The 18,275-nt window shown below is 65.8% G+C and carries 20 protein-coding genes and 1 tRNA gene; 13 read left to right on the top strand and 8 right to left on the bottom strand.

All coding sequences use genetic code 11. The features are described 5' to 3' along the window. Positions 1–26 precede the first annotated feature (26 nt). Positions 27–707, top strand: coding sequence for a Pr6Pr family membrane protein (locus tag ITJ67_RS05275; protein WP_160071917.1), 681 nt, complete (start codon positions 27–29; stop codon positions 705–707). Between the two features lie 90 nt (positions 708–797). Here the strand turns inward: ITJ67_RS05275 and ITJ67_RS05270 are convergent, their stop codons facing one another. After that, on the bottom strand, positions 798–1,004 hold the full coding sequence (locus tag ITJ67_RS05270; protein WP_160071918.1) for a hypothetical protein: 207 nt from the start codon (positions 1,002–1,004) through the stop codon (positions 798–800). Positions 1,005–1,351: 347 nt separating this feature from the next. Between ITJ67_RS05270 and ITJ67_RS05265 the strand changes: the two genes are divergently transcribed. The 6 genes from ITJ67_RS05265 to ITJ67_RS05240 all read left to right on the top strand — a co-directional run bounded on the left by ITJ67_RS05265 (position 1,352) and on the right by ITJ67_RS05240 (position 5,637). Then, a complete protein-coding gene (locus tag ITJ67_RS05265) occupies positions 1,352–2,014 on the top strand; it encodes a hypothetical protein (RefSeq protein WP_194676991.1) in 663 nt (220 codons plus the stop codon). 84 nt (positions 2,015–2,098) lie between these two features. Beyond that, entirely contained in the window at positions 2,099–2,557 is a 459-nt protein-coding gene (locus ITJ67_RS05260; RefSeq protein WP_194676990.1) for a MarR family winged helix-turn-helix transcriptional regulator, read from the top strand. Positions 2,558–2,559: 2 nt separating this feature from the next. Further along, the gene (locus tag ITJ67_RS05255; protein ID WP_160071920.1) at positions 2,560–2,982 is read left to right on the top strand and encodes an organic hydroperoxide resistance protein; all 423 of its coding nucleotides are present in this window, start codon (positions 2,560–2,562) and stop codon (positions 2,980–2,982) included. 2 nt (positions 2,983–2,984) lie between these two features. Next, on the top strand, positions 2,985–3,962 hold the full coding sequence (locus ITJ67_RS05250; protein ID WP_160071921.1) for a zinc-binding dehydrogenase: 978 nt from the start codon (positions 2,985–2,987) through the stop codon (positions 3,960–3,962). A gap of 109 nt (positions 3,963–4,071) precedes the next feature. Continuing rightward, positions 4,072–5,118: a hypothetical protein gene (locus ITJ67_RS05245; protein ID WP_194676989.1), complete on the top strand. Its 1,047-nt coding sequence runs from the start codon at positions 4,072–4,074 to the stop codon at positions 5,116–5,118. 6 nt (positions 5,119–5,124) lie between these two features. Then, positions 5,125–5,637: a DUF1990 family protein gene (locus ITJ67_RS05240; protein ID WP_194676988.1), complete on the top strand. Its 513-nt coding sequence runs from the start codon at positions 5,125–5,127 to the stop codon at positions 5,635–5,637. 187 nt (positions 5,638–5,824) lie between these two features. On the opposite strand, the gene ITJ67_RS05235 is transcribed toward ITJ67_RS05240, so the two are convergent. Beyond that, complete coding sequence (locus ITJ67_RS05235; protein ID WP_194676987.1) at positions 5,825–6,364, bottom strand: hypothetical protein; 540 nt, start codon at positions 6,362–6,364, stop codon at positions 5,825–5,827. A gap of 216 nt (positions 6,365–6,580) precedes the next feature. On the opposite strand from ITJ67_RS05235, the gene ITJ67_RS05230 reads away from it, so the two are divergent. After that, positions 6,581–7,297 (top strand): hypothetical protein, encoded by a 717-nt coding sequence (locus tag ITJ67_RS05230; protein WP_194676986.1) that lies wholly within the window; start codon positions 6,581–6,583, stop codon positions 7,295–7,297. A 471-nt stretch (positions 7,298–7,768) separates the two neighbouring features. Further along, positions 7,769–8,314, top strand: a complete 546-nt coding sequence (locus tag ITJ67_RS05225; protein ID WP_194676985.1) for a CPBP family intramembrane glutamic endopeptidase — start codon at positions 7,769–7,771, stop codon at positions 8,312–8,314. A 532-nt stretch (positions 8,315–8,846) separates the two neighbouring features. Here ITJ67_RS05225 and ITJ67_RS05220 read toward each other — a convergent pair. Then, complete coding sequence (locus tag ITJ67_RS05220) at positions 8,847–9,368, bottom strand: hypothetical protein (RefSeq protein ID WP_194676984.1); 522 nt, start codon at positions 9,366–9,368, stop codon at positions 8,847–8,849. A 52-nt stretch (positions 9,369–9,420) separates the two neighbouring features. After that, entirely contained in the window at positions 9,421–9,951 is a 531-nt protein-coding gene (locus ITJ67_RS05215) for a hypothetical protein (RefSeq protein ID WP_194676983.1), read from the bottom strand. Between the two features lie 359 nt (positions 9,952–10,310). Here ITJ67_RS05215 and ITJ67_RS05210 point away from each other — a divergent pair, with 359 nt between their 5' ends. Both ITJ67_RS05210 and ITJ67_RS05205 read left to right on the top strand, forming a co-directional pair. Next, on the top strand, positions 10,311–10,727 hold the full coding sequence (locus tag ITJ67_RS05210; RefSeq protein ID WP_194676982.1) for a hypothetical protein: 417 nt from the start codon (positions 10,311–10,313) through the stop codon (positions 10,725–10,727). A 143-nt stretch (positions 10,728–10,870) separates the two neighbouring features. Continuing rightward, the gene (locus ITJ67_RS05205; protein ID WP_194676981.1) at positions 10,871–11,113 is read left to right on the top strand and encodes a hypothetical protein; all 243 of its coding nucleotides are present in this window, start codon (positions 10,871–10,873) and stop codon (positions 11,111–11,113) included. Between the two features lie 194 nt (positions 11,114–11,307). Here ITJ67_RS05205 and ITJ67_RS05200 read toward each other — a convergent pair whose 3' ends face one another. Continuing rightward, the gene (locus tag ITJ67_RS05200) at positions 11,308–12,090 is read right to left on the bottom strand and encodes a hypothetical protein (protein ID WP_194676980.1); all 783 of its coding nucleotides are present in this window, start codon (positions 12,088–12,090) and stop codon (positions 11,308–11,310) included. Between the two features lie 655 nt (positions 12,091–12,745). Beyond that, positions 12,746–13,114, bottom strand: a complete 369-nt coding sequence (locus ITJ67_RS05195) for a hypothetical protein (RefSeq protein WP_194676979.1) — start codon at positions 13,112–13,114, stop codon at positions 12,746–12,748. Between the two features lie 1,203 nt (positions 13,115–14,317). Between ITJ67_RS05195 and ITJ67_RS05190 the strand changes: the two genes are divergently transcribed. Further along, positions 14,318–14,575, top strand: coding sequence for a hypothetical protein (locus ITJ67_RS05190; protein WP_194676978.1), 258 nt, complete (start codon positions 14,318–14,320; stop codon positions 14,573–14,575). Positions 14,576–14,778: 203 nt separating this feature from the next. On the opposite strand, the gene ITJ67_RS05185 is transcribed toward ITJ67_RS05190, so the two are convergent. Then, a tRNA-Val gene (locus ITJ67_RS05185) sits at positions 14,779–14,854 on the bottom strand. After that, entirely contained in the window at positions 14,845–15,240 is a 396-nt protein-coding gene (locus tag ITJ67_RS05180) for a redoxin domain-containing protein (protein ID WP_194676977.1), read from the bottom strand. The genes ITJ67_RS05185 and ITJ67_RS05180 overlap by 10 nt, the downstream gene beginning before the upstream one ends. A 267-nt stretch (positions 15,241–15,507) precedes the next feature. Between ITJ67_RS05180 and aceE the strand changes: the two genes are divergently transcribed. Next, positions 15,508–18,252 (top strand): pyruvate dehydrogenase (acetyl-transferring), homodimeric type, encoded by a 2,745-nt coding sequence (aceE, locus tag ITJ67_RS05175; protein ID WP_160072033.1) that lies wholly within the window; start codon positions 15,508–15,510, stop codon positions 18,250–18,252. Positions 18,253–18,275: the final 23 nt, after the last annotated feature.

Here is an 18,275-nt window from a genome sequence, read left to right as displayed (position 1 = left end):
AGCCGCGCGGCCCTAGGCTGACGCAGGTGACGAGCACTCTGAAGACGACGACCGCGAGGGCGCCTGCCCATGTCGCTGCGCTGCGGATCGCTGTCGGGCTCGGCATCATCGGACTGCTCGGGTTCACCTACGCGAGCAGAATCGAGGTCGGCGACGACAACCCGTTCGACTTCTTCGGCTACTTCACGAATCAGACGAGCCTGTTCACGAGCCTGCTCCTCATCGCCACCGGCGCCCTCTCGTTCCGCGGCCGCCCGGCACCGCCCTGGCTCACCGTGCTGCGTGCGGTCGCGACAAGCTGCATGATCATCGTCGGGGTGATCTACAACACCCTCGTCCCTGGAACGGGCTCAGCACCTCCCTGGGTGAGCGCCATCCTGCACGTGGTCTTCCCCGTCTACGTGGTCCTCGACTGGCTGCTCGTCGGAGATCGGCGCCCACTCCCGTGGCGAGGTATCTGGCTCGTGCTCCCCTACCCGCTTCTGTGGATGCTCGTCGTGCTGCTGCGAGGGGCGACTGACGGGTGGGTGCCGTACGGCTTCCTGCTGCCGGAGCGCGGCGTCGCTCTCCTAGCGCTCCACGTCGTTGGCCTCCTCGTCGCCCTCATCGCGGCCGCGGCGCTCGTCTGGTGGGCCTCGCGATTCCGCGGCCTGCCCTGGGCGACGGTTCAGCCCCGAGTCGGGGCGGCGATCCGTCCTCGGCGCTGAGCTGCGGACATCCCATCGCTGATGCCAGCCGCTCGTCGAACCCCCTCGCGGTCGCACGAGCACATCGAGGGAGCCGAAGGCCGCGATCGGTCAGAGCAGCCGAGTCAGGGCATCGACCAACGCCTGGACGAGACTCACAAGGCCTGCCCCGAACTGGACGCACTGCTCGAGGGTGCGCCGAGCGACGTCGGGGACGAAGAGCCACAGGATTCCGAACGTGGCGACGAGCGTCACAGCGGTGACGGCCAGCAGGAAGCCGGCCGCCGCGAGGCGGGGATAACGGAGCGACGAGGTCACGTTCGTCGGCTGCGTCCACCAGGGAGTCGCGCGGCGCGAGCTCGGCGAACGCTTCGCACGCGTCGCAGTCCGCGCGGATGAGGTCTGTCGGCGGGGCGGCTGACTCCGCTTCGCTGTCGTCGAGCCGACACGCGCCGGACGGGTCTTCCCGCTACCTGCCCGCGGGGTCGTTCGGACCCGCTTCGCTCCGCTCGATCCGGGGCTGCGACGCTTGTTCGACGACGGGCGGGCCACAGGCGCTCCTCCGTGTTGGGGAGCCATCAATCTATCCCCTCGGATCGGGCCGAACGGCTACGTTCAGGTCACGGTTCCCCGGTCGCGCAGACGGCCTTGTTATCGTGTCGCCGATGTTCTCCGAATGGAAGCGCAAGCGAGCCGCGGGGAAGGTGACCGCCGGAGACGGCCACGCGCTGAGGCGGTATCGCTGGTGGCAGCCGTTCTCGCGCGCGCTCCTCCACTTGCGGCTCGCGGAGAGCGATGGGCTGCGACATCTCTGGTCGGTCAACGTGAAGCTCTGGGGGGACTCCGACGGCGAGGTCGTCGCTGATCTGTACCGGGACGGGCACCACGTCGCCCACTCGAAGCTGCCGGCCATCTTCGAGGTGCCGGGCGGCACCATCGAGGTCGCGGTAAGCGGGTACGGGCTGAAGCGCTGCCATTTCGTCTCCTCGGATGGCAGCGAGCTGCAGCTCACCCCCGACGGGGCCTCGGCCGAGGGTCGCCGGGCCCGGCTCCGACAGACCAGGCCCGGGTTGAGCCGCCTCATCGGCGCGGCGTCGCTTGGCATGCTCGTCGTCGCGCTTGTGCTCGGACTCCCCCAGATCGTCGAGCAGGTGACGAACATCCCGCTGGTGGCGGAACGCGTCGGCACCTTCTCCTCGCCGATCCATCTGCCGTCGTGGCTCAACGTCTCCCTGCTTGTCGCTGCCCTGCTGGCGAGCTCAGAGCGCGCGCTCCGCCTGCGCTACAACTGGGTGCTCGACGGCGGACTGTTCGACGGCGATGACTGAGGGCGAGAGCTCGTCCGAGCGGAGGAACTGATCTCCCTCCGAGATTAAGTTGTGCACAATTCAGTTGTGTGCAATGCTTTCTGTATGCCGGTAACCGATGAGATGATCTGCTTCTCCCTCTACGCCGCAAGCCGCGCCACGACGCAGGCCTACCGCAAGCTGCTCGAGCCAGTCGGCATCACGTATCCCCAGTACCTCGTGCTCGTGATCCTCTGGAACGACGGCGAGCAATCAGTGAGCTCCCTCGGGGAGCTCCTACAGCTCGACTCCGGCACCCTCTCACCGCTCCTGAAGCGCATGGCTGATGCAGCACTCATCACTCGCGAACGACGTCGAGGCGACGAACGAGTCGTCGTGGTCACACTCGCCGAGCGCGGCACCGCACTGCGCGGACAGCTCTCGCACATCCCGGCCCGCATCGCAGCGGGGACCGGCCTCGACAGCCAGGAATCAGCGGCGGCGCTCCTGCGCACGCTGCAGCACCTGACTGAGACCATGCAAACCACCGCCGCACAGGCGGAATCACAAGGAAAGAAGGACTAGCTGTGGACGTGCTCTACACCGCGGAAGCGCTCTCGACCGGTCAGGGGCGAGATGGTCACGTCGTCACAAGCGACGGCACCGTCGACCTCACGATGGCCATCCCAAAGGAGATGGGCGGACCAGGCGGCGGTGCGAACCCCGAGCAGCTCTTCGCCGCTGGATACGCCGCCTGCTTTCACTCGGCATTGAACGCCGTCGCCAGGGGCAAGAAGGTCGATGTTCGTGACTCGAGCGTCGGCGGCCGAGTGCAGATCGGGCCGAACGGCGAAGGCGGATTTCAGCTCGCCGTGCTGCTGGAGGTCGTGATCCCGAACCTGGGACACGACGAAGCACAGGCACTCGCCGACGCCGCCCACCAGGTCTGCCCCTACTCGAACGCCACCCGCGGCAACATCGACGTCACGATCACAGTCTCGGAGGACTGAACATGCGCACCATCACCCACTCCACTTTCGGAGAGCCCCAGGACGTCCTGACCGTCGAGGATCACGAGCTTCCGCAGCCCGGCCCCGGCGAGGTGCGCCTGCGGATCCTCCTCTCCCCCATCCACAACCACGACCTCTGGACGGTGCGTGGAACCTACGGCTTCAAGCCGGAGCTGCCGGCGCGGGCAGGAACCGAGGCCGTCGGAATCGTCGACGCACTCGGCCCCGAGGTCGATTCGCTGGCTGTCGGTCAGCGGGTCGCCACCGGCGGATCCTTCGGCGCTTGGGCCGAGTACGTGACCACCCCGGCTGCCGGCCTCGTCCCGGTACCGGATTCGGTCCCGGACGAAGCGGCCGCGCAGCTCGTCGCGATGCCCTTCAGCGCCATCAGCCTGCTCGAGTCGCTTGGTCTGGAGCGCGGTGACTGGCTCGTTCAGAACGCCGCGAATGGCGCGGTCGGCCGGATGGTCGCGCAGCTCGGAGCCGCACGGGGCGTGAACGTCATCGGCCTCGTGCGCCGTGACGAGGGCGTCGAGGAGCTGCGCGAGCAGGGCATCGAGCGCATCGTCGCGACCAGCTCCGAAGGCTGGCGGGACCGGGTCGCCGAGATCACAGGTGGCGCCCCCATCAAGGTCGGCATCGAGTCGGTGGGCGGCAAGTCCGCTGGCGAGGTGCTCTCGCTCCTCGCCGAGAACGGCGAGCTCGTCGTGTTCGGCGCCATGGCGTCCCCCACGCTCGAACTGTCCTCAGGTGACGTCATCTTCAAGCAGGCCACGGTGCGCGGCTTCTGGGGCAGCAAGGTCAGCCAGTCCATCGACGCCGGCCTCAAGCAGCGTCTCTTCGGGGAGCTGCTCCAGCACCTCGGATCTGGTCAGCTGACCGTTCCTGTAGCCGACGTGTTCCCATTCGAGCAGATCACGGCTGCGGTCGAGGCGAGCCTCGCATCCGGCCGTGTCGGCAAGGTGCTGCTCCGCCCGTAGCTCCCGCCGAGATCTTGCCCCGTCCCACGAAGTGTGGGGCGGGGCTCTCGTCGTCTGGACGCAGCTTCGCTCTCCGGACTCCTTCAAACGACGCAGGCATGCTTGAGCCATGTCGAAACTCTCACAGCTCCTGTCACCGAAGCTCCCGCCGGGGATGAGTATCCCGGACCCCCTCGAACGGGCCTGGACGTGGATGGAGACCCAGGGGTGGGGCTTCGAGAACAAGCACGGCTACTTCCTGACCCCGTACGCCGGAACGGCAGAGCTTGGCATCGTCTTCTCCCCCACCGAGACGCTCACCGGATGGTTCGAGGCAGGAGAGAACGGACACGACCGACTCTTCCCCCTTGGCCAGACCGACGGGACCGGGGGCTTCGCAGCGCTCTGGCGAGACCCCTCTGACGAGGTGCGCGTGGTCGTCCTCGGTTCAGAGGGCGAGCGACTCTACGTCGCTGACGACGCCATCGACTTCCTCCGCCTCCTGGCCATCGGCTACCTGGAGCTGAACAGCTACTCCATCGGCGAAACGCCGATCGACGACGATGTGGAGTCGGTGGCTGCGCTCTCAGATTTCCGCGCTTGGGTCGAGCAGGAGTTCGATGTCTCCGTGCCACCGAAGTGGTCGGTCCGCAAGCCGGATCCCTTCGCCGCCTGGGTCGGTGAGGTCAAGGGCGAGGAGCTGGAAGTTTCGGTCGGGGGTCCCGCACCGGAGCCGGACCCCACCCCGTTCGTCCTGCCGTCCGTCGACATCGATGCGGTTGTCTCGGCCTGCCGGAAGCTGCTCTACGAGCCGCGTATCGACGGCATCCGCTTCCGTCGACTCGATGGACTGCGGTTGACAACCGCGGCCTGGGGACACGAACTGGAGATCGTCAAGGAGCGGGAGCCGGCCGGGCTCGACGAAGAGACGGCCCTCGCCAGCCTGATGAGTGACGTGCGGTCCGCGTTCATCGCGGCATGGGGCGCCCCTCGGGGCGCAGCGCCAGCGAAGGACTCCTGGGTGGCAAACAAGCTGGTGGTGACGTCGATCGAGCACGTCGACCTCTGGCCAGCCGGCGACGACCTCATCGTGGCGCTGTTCACGAGCGCGACCGAGGGCCTGCAGATCGCCGCGGTCGTCTCTGAGGCCGCGGTCGACGAGCCCGCGAACTACTGACGCCCGATGTCTGAGCTCACCTACGCGGAGGTCGGCGCAACCGCCGAGAAGAGGCTGCCGAGCGGGTATCACCACGTCCGCGAGTCGCTCGTCATTGGGCACGGGCGCGGCACGTTCGAGCGGGCAGCAACCGAGCTGCTCGAAGGACAGGCGCAGCGCCGAGCGGGAGCGGACGTTCAGCTGTCGGATGTCCCGCTTCGCAAGGGTTCGCGCGTGGTCATGCGGTTGCGCATCGGGCCGCTGCGGTTTCGAATACCCTGCCTCGTCGTCTGGGCCGAGCGCACCTCGACATCCTGCGGCTTCGCGTACGGCACGTTGCCCGGGCATCCGGAGCGGGGTGAGGAACGGTTCGAGGTCCGTTTGACCGAGACGGGTGCGGTTGTGTTCAGCATCGTCGCGTTCTCGGCTCCGGGGCGCTGGTTCACGCGCATCGGGGGACCGATCGCCCGGCGTGTGCAGACAAGGATGACGCGGCGGTACCTCGAGGCGCTGAGGAGTGGAGAACCACGCTTGGCCTGAATTCAGCCTTTCGGCGGTGCCCGTGCCATCTCCTCCGTCGCCATGGGATCACACGGCGAGCCGCCGAGGGACACCGTGACAGCAACGGGAGATGTCACGCCCTCCGAAGTGCTCTCATTTCGCCACCTGACGGAGGTCGGACTCCTACGAGCGCGGCTGGTCTCTCCGATCAGGGTGACAGCTACCCTCACTGATCCTGCGGAATCCCCAAGCGCTCCCTCACCTCGGGAATGTGCCACGGAGTGCTGGCGATCTCGTCGCGCAGCGTCTTGCGTGGTCGCCCCTTGCGATTGACGAGCACCTCGAGGTCGATCGTCGTCGACTCTGTGATCGCGTCGATGACAGCGCCCACCCCGGAAAGCGACGCCATCCCCGATTCGATCATGACGAGCAGTGGAGGCCCCTGGCGTTTCGACACCGCGTTCGGGTCGGCGCCGCCCGCGATGAGTCGGCCGACGAGACCCGCTTCTGTGGCGAGGTCGTGCTCTCGGTTCGAGAAGAGCAGGTGCAGCGCGTTGAGCCCCGAACCGAGCGTGACCGCTGCATCCGCGCCATCGTCGAGGAGTCGTTCCGCGATGCCGACACGGGCGAGCACATCGGCATTTATCATCGCTCGAAGGAGCGGAGTGTCGCCGGTGGACAGCGCGAACTTCGCCTCGACGGGGGTGTAATCCGCGAGGAAGTCGGCGAGCGATTCTTCCTCGGCGCGGTGTGCTCGATTCGGCATGATCTTCTCCTGAGCGGTTGCTGCCCATGCAGCTCGGTGCCACCCTAACGAAGGCCGGAAGGCCAGGACTGAAGGAGAGCCGACGATTCTCGAGCGCCGGCGGACACGTCGGTTCTCGCCACGATGCTCCATCTTCTCTAGGCTGAGAGCATGCGCCGAAGTCCAGAAGCGAGTTCTCGACGAAGCGCCGGAGCACGTCCTCATCTCTTGATCGCGTTGCTCGCAGCAGCCCTTGTGCTGACCGGATGCGCGTCGGTGACACCCGTCGAGAATCAGGAAACAGACTCCGCACCTCCCCCGTCATCCTCGCTCGTACCCCCGGCCAATTCGGCCGAGTGGGCGTCCGAGGCTTTCGGAACGTTCGATGAGTACACGTCGAGCGGCACCGGCGAGCTGCGCGTCGAGCTGCCCGCCGAGGTCGCCAAGGCACGTTCCGGCATCATCGACATCGCCTATGACGGCGGCGCACCCCTGACGTTGTGGTCAGAGGATTCCGCGGGCGCGCTCGGGATGATCCTGCTCGACACGAGCATCGAGGGCTACACAGCTGACCCGACTTCCTTCAACGGCCAGACGATGTGGTGGGCGGCGAACGAGCCGCCCTCGGCACTGCTCGTCGAAGCCGACGGAGCCTGGGAGGTCACCGTTCGCCCCATCGACTCTGCGCCTCAGCTCCCCGAATCCGGGACGGGGTACGGCGCGTATCTCTACGACGGCCCGGGCGGCGCGTTCACGGGTGTGAAACCGGACACCGGGGTCGGCATGTCGATGACGGAGTACCGCTCGGGCGCCGACGGCATCGGCGGTGGAGAGACACCGTACGAGGCTGTCAGCGAGCAGCGCAGGGATGCCGACTTCCGAGGGGAGCTCGCGGCTGGCCCTTCGCTGATCTTCGTCTCCCAGCGGGGCGAGTGGGAACTCGACCTCCCCTGATCTGGACCAGCGACGAGGCGTCGAGCGCATTGCTGGGATACGCGCTAGATTCTGGGCCCCTCCGGACTTCGCTGCTCGGTGTCCACTTCTGGAGCGTGGACTGGTGGATCACAACGCCACTGCTGGCGCGTCGGGCTGTCTTGCTGGCGTCGCCCTCGAACTGATGACCACAACCGTCGTCTGTGTCGCGCACAATCGTGGACTCCGACCTTCGTCGCGATGCCCATCGCCATCGGACTGGGCGGTGGGCCGCTCTTCGTCATCAAGAGGACCGGTCTCATGCCGGCGCGACCCGCGACCTCGATGGAGACAGCTACTGCCCTGTGCTCGCACTCGGGGCGAACCTTGTAGGAGTTGCTAGCCCGCCTGCACCGCCGCTGGATCATCTGCGGTCAAGTGAGTGCCGAGATGAACGCGCCGGCGCGCAAACTCGCGGGGCCACGTGGGCAGTATCGCCGATAGGTTTGGGACATGTTCGAGTTCGTGCTGTTTTGTCTCCCCGCGGCGATCTACTTATTCGTTCAGTCGCGCGGGGAGAATCGGACGCTCGCTGCCGCACGCCTGCAACTCGGACTAACGTGGGGGTCGGCAAACGGCTATGCGTGGGCAGGTCTCCTGCTCTTCCCGCTGCTCTTCGCGGGTTGGCTGGCGATTGTCGCGGTGCCAGCTGAGGTCGTTGATGCCCCTGGCGTGTCAGTTGCTCGTCTCACTTCCCTGGGAGTCGCGCTCAGCGTCGTACTGCGCGCTTTCGGCGAGGAGGTTCTTTTTCGCGGTCTTCTCGGAGGCGTCCTATCGCGTCGACTCGGCTTTCAGAAAGGAAACCTGTTGCAGTCTCTAGTGTTCGTCGTGCCGCACCTCGGGATTCTGCTGGTCGATATCCGCGCCTGGCCTGTCATCCCGGCCCAGTTTGCGGCCGCTTGGATTCTTGGCTGGTTGCGTGAGAAGACGGGGACCTTCGTGCCCGGGGCACTTGTGCATGCAGCGGCAAACGTGTGCGCAGGATTGCTGCTGAGCTGACAGCTGAGCACAGTAGGCATAAGCCAGAGCGGTGGTGCCGTCAAGTACGTACAGAAGCATCCGCCCTCGCCCAAGGAAGAGCAAACTTCGCTGGCACAATCTTCCTCACGTGCTCGCCGCGGTAAACCTCGTGCTCTCTTTACGCTCTCACGTTCCATCACATCGTCGTCCCCGGCTCTGGGCCCCCTTGTTCCCTTCTGTGCGTTATATGCTCCCCGGTTGAGGAAGAGGCCGTCCTCGTCGCTCATGCGTGCTCACTGCTCAACATCTACCAATCCGCGAAAAGGCTTGAGGATGCCGTAAGCGTGGGCTTTTCTTTCGTCCGTCAGACAAGCGCGAGTGACTTCTCAAGCAGGCCCAGAGTCTCGCTAGTTCTCGAGGCCGGCAGGACCAACGAATCTGACTCACCTCGCATTCGGAAATCCCGTCTGGCCTGGACAGAGCTGCCGCACAAGGACGTCCGGATATGAACACAACGGCCCCACGCAGGCGCTCGAATGTGTTGTCGGAGGTCGGTCGGCGTCCGGCGGCGCTACCCCAGAAACGCTTGGATGATGAGCCCGATCGCAGCACCGAGGATGCACAGACCGACGACCCCGCCAGCCGTCCAGAGCCCGATCAGGACCGACCTGCTCAACCCCGGCTTCAGACCGAGCTCCTGCCCGATCCCTCTGATACGAGCCCGTTCCTCCTCGGGACTGAACGCCACCTCGAACCCACCGGGCGCGACACCGAGCTGGATCACGCGGCCGTACTTGACCCGACCCGACTGGTAGGACATCGAGAAACCGAGTCGAGGGACCGTTCCGGACACCCCGGCGCTCCAGCTGATGCGACGCAGGGTGTCGTTGATGCTGAACTTCCCCGCGCGCTCGTTCACTCGAACGTTGTACGTGATGCTGTCGCGAACGTCGTTGACCGCGAGGATGCTCACCCACCGGGCATCGGCGAGTGCAAAGCCGACGTCAAAGCCACCTGGCACTCGGACGACCGCGAAGGGCTTGTCGGCAAGTTCGGCTTCGACGAGCCCCGCGAAACGTTCGGTGATATGCACCGGCTCAGCATAGGCCTGACGGCGTTACCGCACGGGGCAGCACTGGGATCCGTCAGAGCGTGATGATGAGGACCGTTATGACGGTGACGAGCAGCACCGCGGCGATGCCGGCTCCGCATCCGATCGCTGCGATCGCCCCGTACCCGAGCCTTGAGACGCGCGCTCCGGACTGCCGTGCGGCATCGAGGAACTGCGGACCTCCGCCCACATTCCACGAGTTGGCAGCCGAGATCTGATTCCGGAGGGCTCCGACGTCGGCTGCGGCTCCCGCAACCGGTCGGTCGAGGACGGCCGCGACGGCCCCGGCCGTACTGTACCCGAGCGCGCGAGTCACGGCATCGGGGTCAGCGAGGAGCAGGTACTGCTGTCCGCCGACGGAGAGACGGATCTTCTGAGCAGTCGACCTGACGCTCACCTCTGGTGCTTGCGCGCGAAACACAGCCGTCCAGCCGTCCGGCGTGAGAGCCCAGAGCGTCACCCAACCGTCGCCGACCTCCACGTTTCCTGGCACGTACCCGTTCCCTGCCGGGTTGACGAGGGCACCGGAGAATGTGGCTCGAGTGAACGGCATCGGAGAGGTCATCCCCATATGTTATTTACTGTGCGCTCACCGCTGGCGGTGCCCCGCGGGGAGCGCACAACGGTTCGGCTCCCGTGGGTTCGAGCAGACGACCAGTAGGGCGATGACGGACGCGGATCTAGATCGGATCGCGACGAGGACCATCGGGACACCTCCGCAGCTGCTGACCGACATCGCCATGCGCCGTCCGGATCTGCGCCCCAGCATCACTTTGACCCCGGGAGCGACGCCAGAGCTACTTCGGTGAATGAACGGTGTGCGGCCGAGCGGTCGTCCGCAACCGCTGCCGCCCCGGCGGGCGCCTCTCCAGCTGACGACTCGCCCGGGTGGTGCCCAGTATCCCCCTCTGGGTGGCGCTTTCCATGGGTCTCTTAGCGTTCGCCGGTCTCAGCGCAGTCCTTGGCCTGAGCGACTCAGACACCGCCCCGAGCCTCTCGGTGCAGACCTACCCGGAGAGCACGGATGCAACCGAGATCGCCGAGCACCTGGAGCTCTACGAGCAGGAGCGGACGAAGATCGCCGAGCTGTCAGTCGCTCTCGACGAGAACCCGGTCAAGCCCCTCGTGAACCTGTTCGACTGGATGGAGGAACAGGACGCCAAGATGACGGACCCGAGCCTCAGCGTGCATTCCGCCGAGAGCATCGTCATCCAGACAAGCACGTTCCGCTCGGAGCTGGAGCAGAGCGTTGCCGATGCGCAGGCCCGTCGAGTGAATGCGAGCGGGTCTGTCAGCGAAGGTATCGTCGACGCGGCTGGAAACGGATTCACTGACATTTAGTGGGATGCGGCGACAGCCTGCAAGACCGACTCGAACGCGGAGGAGGGCTGCCGAACCACCGGATGCGTCAACGGCGGCAGCCCCCTCGCGGTCGTCTTCTCCCCGAAGCCGAGCTCGGCGCATGGCACAGCAGAATGACGACCGTGCACGAGCTCGCGCATGTGTTCCAAAAAGCAGACGACATCCGTTACACGGACGACAGCGGCGGCTATCAACCGCTCCTCCTTCAGAGCCTGTTCCAGGGCAGCAAAGAAGTCATGGCCGACTGCTACACGCTCATGTACTTCGATGAATGGACTCTGAGCGATGGGATCACTGAAAGCGCCTCGGGCACATCTGCGGCGACAGTGAGCGTCAGGCGATCCGCAACTGGGCGACCAGTGTGAACGCGCCCCTCGGGTGACGGGTGGGCCGCCTGCTTGAGGCTTCGCCTCACTCCGTGTCATCCGCTCGAGTGGCGAACGCCACGGATGCTCTCAAGCCCAAGCCCGAACTGCACTTGCGGTCCAGGCCGGTCACGGCTCGTCGCTGAGCGCGCCGTGGCCCATGCCGTCCTCGATACTCGTGCCGTCGTTCAATGTCAGTCGGGGAATTCGGCGAGCGCGCGCCGCAGGCCCCGAGCCGAGGCGAATCCCGACCGGGAGGCGATCATCGATGCGGCGAGTGACGGATCCTGCTTCCAGATGCTGTGCGCGATGACCGCGCGGCTTCTCCGAATGGCGGAGACGACGGTGTCGCCTTCCTGGTTGTAGCGAAGTTGCAGTTTGCGAGGTGAGACTTTGAAGCGATCTGCGAGAGAGACGGGGGTGAGGTTGGCGTCAGCAGCATGCAGACGGATGTGCCTCAAGGATGCCAGGTAGAGGTCAGGTTCCTGCAGGTGAGCCATGCGCGCCAGCAAGCCTCGGGCGAGGGTTGCGGCCGCGTGTTCAAGGGTGTCGGCGGTCGCTTTGGACACCGGTGCTGGTGCCTGGGCAAGGCCGTAGCACGCGGTGAAGACGAACGTGTTGAGCGTCGGGTCGACGAGTCGTTTGATGCCCTCTACGGGAGAACCAGAATCGCCGCGACCGGCCACCGGCAGGTCGATACTGAACAGGATGACCTCGGTCCGCTCACCCGCGGCGACGAGCTCGATCGTTGAGCTGCCCGAGGCGACGGCGGACACCTCTCCGCGGGCGAGCGGCACCGTTCGCCCGTCCACCCCGACGTGGACCTGACCAGCGTTCGCGAAGACGAACAGCGTCCGCGACTCGAGCGAGGTTCCCGTCCGATGCACTCGGTAGCTCGATGCGGGGACGCTCGCCCACGCACAGATGAAGGATGGACCTCGGAGCGCAGAGATGCTGTAGCTCTCGGCGCGTTCCATGTCGACCAGCGTGATCCCGGTGCTGTTGAGCAGCGCAGCAAAGTGAACGTCGTCTTTGGATTCTCGAGCCTGAAGACGGGCGTACCCGAGTGGGGATGATTTGGGCACGTGGAACTCGTTTCGCTCTCTTGTGCACGAGTCCAGCACGCAAGAGACTTCCCCAAGCCGCCCTGTCGCAGGATAGAACCTCCCTGTCGCGGGATCGACGTGAAAATACCTCAGCTCAGAGCGGGTCGGGAAGTGAACCACCAACTGCCGTGCATTCCATCGTTTTCCGCCGATCGAGCCGGACGGGATCTTCGATCACCGAGGGCCCCGGGGCGCAGCGAGGCACGATGAATGCCACGCGGGGTGGTGCACCCAGATCCGCGTGGCCTCCATCGATACGTGCCCCAGGATCTGTTCCCCAACAACCTGGGAGAGTCCCCCGACTCTCAACGCCGAAGCGTGCGCGATCACAGGCAACTTACGTGCTCTCCTGCCAACCGCTCCGCAGTCAGTCCTAAGCTGACGCCAAATGACCTCAAGTCGGCGCTAAATGTGCGTTCGCATGGGTCCGAGCGGCCAGTCCCCGCCTGTCTCGCAGTCAGGCTCGACAGCATCAGCGCGACGAGCGACATGCGCTGGGTGGCCGCTTCTGAGCTCGGCACTCTCACTACGGGGAGCGCTGCTCGTCCACCCGGTCCCTGGAGTCTCTGGCGATCGCCCATCGGGTGACCCCAACTGCGAGGAAGAATGGCACGCCGCAGAGGGCGAAGACCAGGACCCTCAGCCACCATGCTTCGACGAGCGGCACGAGGAAGATGACTGCCAGCACGGACACCAGAGCCACAGCACGGAATATCCCGGCGCGGCGTCCGTTCAACAAGAGTCCCATTCCGTGGCGTTCCGGGACTCGCTCCCAGGCGTCGACTCCCGCCCTCCAGACGATGCCTGACGAGTCGGTGCGTTTTGTCCCCACCGGCACCGAAGGGTGAGGTGGCAGGTCTGGGACCGCGTTCTCCGCCCCCGCCTCGAGATCCATGCTTCGACGGTACAGGTCGGATGTCCGAAGCGAGTACGGGTGCGCCCATGAGCTTTCTCCTTCGAGGTGCCATGGGTGTGTGCGCGCCGCTGTCACGGCCGGTCCTGTGCGCACAGTCGCGGTCCTCAGCGCGATCTCCGTCAGGCCCGAGTAGACGACCGCGCTGGGGTGCAGGGGAATCGCGGAGACGTCGTCAAGGTCAGCCGTGCACACGGCTGGGGTCGACTCCTGTCCCCGGAGAGACCCAGCGTCGTCGGCTGCGCGAAGCTCAACGAGCCAGAACGTGATGGCCTGTGCGACCTGGGCCGCGGTCTTACCGGTACTCATCGCGAAGTCACTCACGGGTGATGAGCATCAGCGGGCCTCGAGACGCGGGGCCGGTCTTCGTGAACACACGCGACAGCCGGGCCGCGTACCGTCGAGGAGATGACGGCAGACCAAGCATCGCTCTCCGCAATCTGGTTCAGCATCGCTCTGCTCGCAGCTGGGTATGCGCGCTCGCGAAATCGGTCAGCGTGGACTTGGTGCCTGCTCACCCTCTTCACCGGTCCAATCGCGGTGTTCCTCCTCGTCGTGTGGCCTGCGCGGGAGCCCAAACCGGACGCGCCGCGAAGTCACCATCGCTGAGCGCACCTAGATGTCGGTGTCCTGTAGCCACCCGGTGACGCCGTCCCAGTCGCGACTCACGAGCGCCATCGAGGCTTCGTCGCCGGTCTTGTGGCAGGTCGCGACGAGGCAACGCCCTTCCCCTTGAACGCTGCACTCCGTGCCAGATGGAGCGTTGGCAGGCGTCTCTCGCCCCAGGAACGAGGTGAGGCGCACCGCCTGTGGCGCGCGCCGAGCAGTCGAGGATGGCGTCCACGTCTTGCTGCTCGCCGGCAATTCGGAGGAACGTCAAGCCCTCTTCGATTGGCAGTTCCAGCGTCCTCGGCCTGGGCGGACGCCGGTGATGAGGCCGGCATCGCTGGTGAGGTTGCAGCCGTTCTCGAGCGGCATCTTCTCGAGCAAGTTCATGCGGAGCGGCCTTCCAAACGACAACAGGGGCACGACCAATCCGCCGCGCCCTGCCCTACGCGCGGTGTCCCAGAAGTCGAGGCAGGCTCCGGGCGAGTCCCCAGCGGAACGGGCAGAACTTCCCTGGCGACGGATCGCTGGGCGCCGATATGGTCGTGGCGCCAGGACAAAGCCGAGTGAGGAGACACGATGGGACCCACAACAAAGAAGATCATCGGCGGGGTCGTTGGAGCGATCATGCTCGCTGCTGGCGCAGTCACCGCCGCGGCCCCCGCGCAGGCCGGAGTCGCATACGCCTACGTGACGGGCCCCTCGTTCCAGCTGTGCGAGCACTACGCCGACCGCTACATGGCCAGCCAGGGCGGCAACGGCTACGACGCCGCGTTCCGATCGACCTGCGCAAAGAGCGGCAACGTGTGGAAGTCCAAGGTCACGCTGTCCTACTAGCCGACAGCACCACCGACTCTCACCTGTTGAGCCATCGGCGCTCTCGTGTTGAGAGGGCCACGGCTCTGGCCGTCCAGGGTGCACTCCTCTGCGGAGTGAAGTCGATGTCAGGTTCCTCGACCGAGGTCACGTTCCCGCTGGCGACCATCGCTGCGCTACTCAAGTCGACGGAAACGCAGATGGTCCTGACCAAGGGAAAGAAGTGGTGGGCCCTGCCGGGATCGAACCGACGACATCCACGGTGTAAACGTGGCGCTCTACCAGCTGAGCTAAAGGCCCTCGGCGAGCAAGTGTAGCGCGGCCGCGTGCTCCGATCGAACGCGAGCCTCACCCGGGCGAGCGGATGCGGCGACCCGGTAGCTGCCGTCAGCCCTGACGAGGAAGGAGCGTCGCGTCGCGGTGCCAGCAGCCTCGTCGAACGCACCATACGCACGGGCGGCCGAACCATGCGGCCAGAAGTCGCTGCAGCCGGTGAGGAGTGCATCCGCGCCAAGCTCGACGAGCCACGCTCGCAGCGCAGCTGAGCTGTCGGTCGAGACGACGAGCACCTCGGGAGTCTCGGGCGCGGAGCCCCACTCGGGCCGATCGCGGGCCTCACTCACCAGCTGGGCGAGGTCGGATATCTCGTCGGCGCACACGGGCGTGAACGCCATGGGAACGAACACGACCAGCCGTGATGATGGTGCCGGCCCGGCCACCACGCCCATCCCACCCCGGTGGTCGACCAGAGAAATCGACTCAAGCGGCGGCGCGAATTCGCTCACGATCAGGCCCTCTCCGCCGGCGATGTTCGGTTGTGCGCGCTTCGACAAGCATTCACGCCAACCTGCGTGTGCATCGCACAAACCAAAGATAGGCTAGCCGGTGGACTGCGCGTCATAACCTGGCGCGCGCCATAGACGTGACGAACCCGGAACGAAATGAGGTCGACGGTGGCTGTTAACAACCAGGATCCGTACTCAGAGCATTACGTTGACAGCGACCCCGAGGAGACCGCCGAATGGCGCGAATCGCTCGATGCGGTCGTAGACGCGCAGGGACACCAGCGCGGGCGAGACATCATGCTCAGCCTTCTTGAGCGGTCTCGGGAGCGCCACCTCGGCGTTCCCATGGTTCCAACCACCGATTACGTGAACTCGATTGCGCCCGAGGACGAGCCAGAGTTCCCAGGTGACGAGTCGCTGGAGCGCACCTACCGATCGTGGATCCGCTGGAACGCGGCCATGACGGTGCAGCGCGCACAGCGCGAAGGGGTTGCCGTCGGCGGCCACATCTCCTCCTACGCCTCGCAGGCGACGCTCTACGAAGTGGGTCTGAACCACTTCTTCAAGGGCTACGACCACGCGGATGGGCCCGACCAGGTCTTCTTCCAGGGGCACGCTTCCCCCGGCAACTACTCGCGCGCCTTCCTGCAGGGTCAGATCAGCGCCGAGCAGCTCGACGGCTTCCGCCAGGAGCAGTCCGCTGCCCCGCACGGCATGCCGTCGTACCCGCACCCGCGCCTCATGAAGGACTTCTGGCAGTTCCCGACGGTCTCGATGGGTATCGGACCGCTCAACGCGATCTGGCAGGCGCAGTTCAACAAGTACCTCACCAACCGCGGCATGAAGGACGCCTCCGGCTCGCACGTCTGGGCATACCTCGGCGACGGAGAGATGGATGAGGTCGAGTCGCGAGGACAGCTGCAGGTCGCAGCCAACCAGAACCTCGACAACCTCACCTTCGTCGTCAACTGCAACCTGCAGCGCCTCGACGGCCCGGTTCGCGGCAACGGCAAGATCATCCAGGAGCTCGAGAGCTTCTTCCGCGGCGCCGGCTGGCACGTCATCAAGGTCGTCTGGGGTCGCGAGTGGGACTCCCTCCTCGAGCGCGATGACAAGGGCGCGCTGCGCACCCTGATGAACGAGACGCCAGATGGCGACTTCCAGACGTACAAGACCGAGTCGGGCGGGTTCGTTCGCGAGAACTTCTTCGGACGCGACCCCGAGGCGCTCAAGCTCGTCGAGAACTACAGCGACGACGAGATCTGGGGCCTCAAGCGAGGCGGCCACGACTACCGCAAGGTCTACGCGGCGTACAAGGCGGCGACCGAGCACAAGGGTCAGCCGACCGTCATCCTCGCGCACACCATCAAGGGCTACGGTCTCGGACCGCACTTCGAGGGCCGCAACGCGACGCACCAGATGAAGAAGCTCACGCTTCCGGACCTGAAGGCGTTCCGCGACCAGCTGCACATCCCGATCTCGGATGCAGCACTCGAGGCCGACGTCTACCAGCCCCCGTACTACAACCCGGGCCCTGACAACGAGGCTATCCAGTACATGCAGGAGCGCCGCCGTGAGCTCGGCGGGTTCGTGCCGGAGCGTCGCTCGAAGTTCACGCAGATCGCCGTGCCGGACGACAAGACCTACGCCTCCATCAAGAAGGGCTCCGGCACTCAGGAGATCGCTTCGACGATGGCGTTCGTCCGCCTGCTCAAGGACCTCATGCGGTCCAAGGACTTCGGGTCGCGCATCGTCCCGATCATCCCGGACGAGGCCCGCACCTTCGGCGTCGACGCGTTCTTCCCGACCGCGAAGATCTACAACCCGAACGGCCAGCACTACATGTCGGTCGACCGCGAACTGCTCCTCGCCTACCGCGAGAGCGAGCAGGGGCAGATCAACCACGTCGGCATCAACGAGGCCGGCGCCATGGGCGCATTCACGGCAGCCGGATCGTCGTACTCGACGCACGGCGAGGCCATGATCCCGATCTACATGTACTACTCCATGTTCGGGTTCCAGCGCACCGCCGACGCCATGTGGGCGGCGGCAGACCAGCTCACGCGCGGCTTCCTCATCGGAGCCACAGCTGGGCGCACGACGCTCGCCGGCGAGGGCCTGCAGCACATGGACGGCCACTCGCCGATCATCGCAGCCACGAACCCGGCAGTCGTGACCTACGACCCCGCCTTCGCCTACGAGCTCGCACACATCATGCAGGCGGGTATCGAGCGGATGTACGGCCCGGATTCCCAGTCGGAGAACCCGAAGCAGGACCCGAACGTCATGTACTACCTCACGGTGTACAACGAGCCGATGGCCCAGCCAGCTGAGCCGGAGAACGTGGACGTCGAGGGCATCCTCAAGGGCATCTACTACCTCAAGGGAACCGAGGCGCAGGGACCGCGCGTGCAGCTGCTCGCCTCGGGTGTCGGTGTGCCGTGGATCCTCGAAGCGCAGGAGCTTCTGGAGAAGGACTGGGGTGTTGCGGCTGAAGTCTGGTCGGTCACGTCCTGGAACGAGCTCCGTCGCGACGGCCTCCGTGCCGAGGAGTACAACTGGACGCACCCGAACGAGGAGCCCAAGGTCCCGTTCGTCACGGACAAGCTCCAGGCGTCGGAAGGCCCCGTCATCGCCGTGAGCGACTTCTCGCACGCGGTTCAGGACCAGATCCGTCCGTTCGTGAAGAACGACTTCACGACGCTCGGTGCCGATGACTTCGGCATCTCCGACACGCGTCCCGCCGCACGTCGGTACTACCTGATCGACAGCCACTCCGTCGTCGTTCGCGCTCTCGAGCGCCTCGCGACGCAGGGCAAGATCGACCGTTCCCTCGTGCAGGAGGCCATCGACAAGTACGACCTCCACAACCCGAAGGCCGGCACGAGCGGCAGCGCGGGCGGAGACGCCTAACAGCGCTCCTCCCCTGCTCGCCT

It is taken from the genome of Pseudoclavibacter sp. VKM Ac-2867, from assembly GCF_015351275.1.
In the GTDB taxonomy this organism is placed as follows: domain Bacteria; phylum Actinomycetota; class Actinomycetes; order Actinomycetales; family Microbacteriaceae; genus Pseudoclavibacter.
The sequence above is the reverse complement of the archived record's forward strand: the minus strand, read 5'-3'. Positions and strand labels throughout refer to the sequence as shown.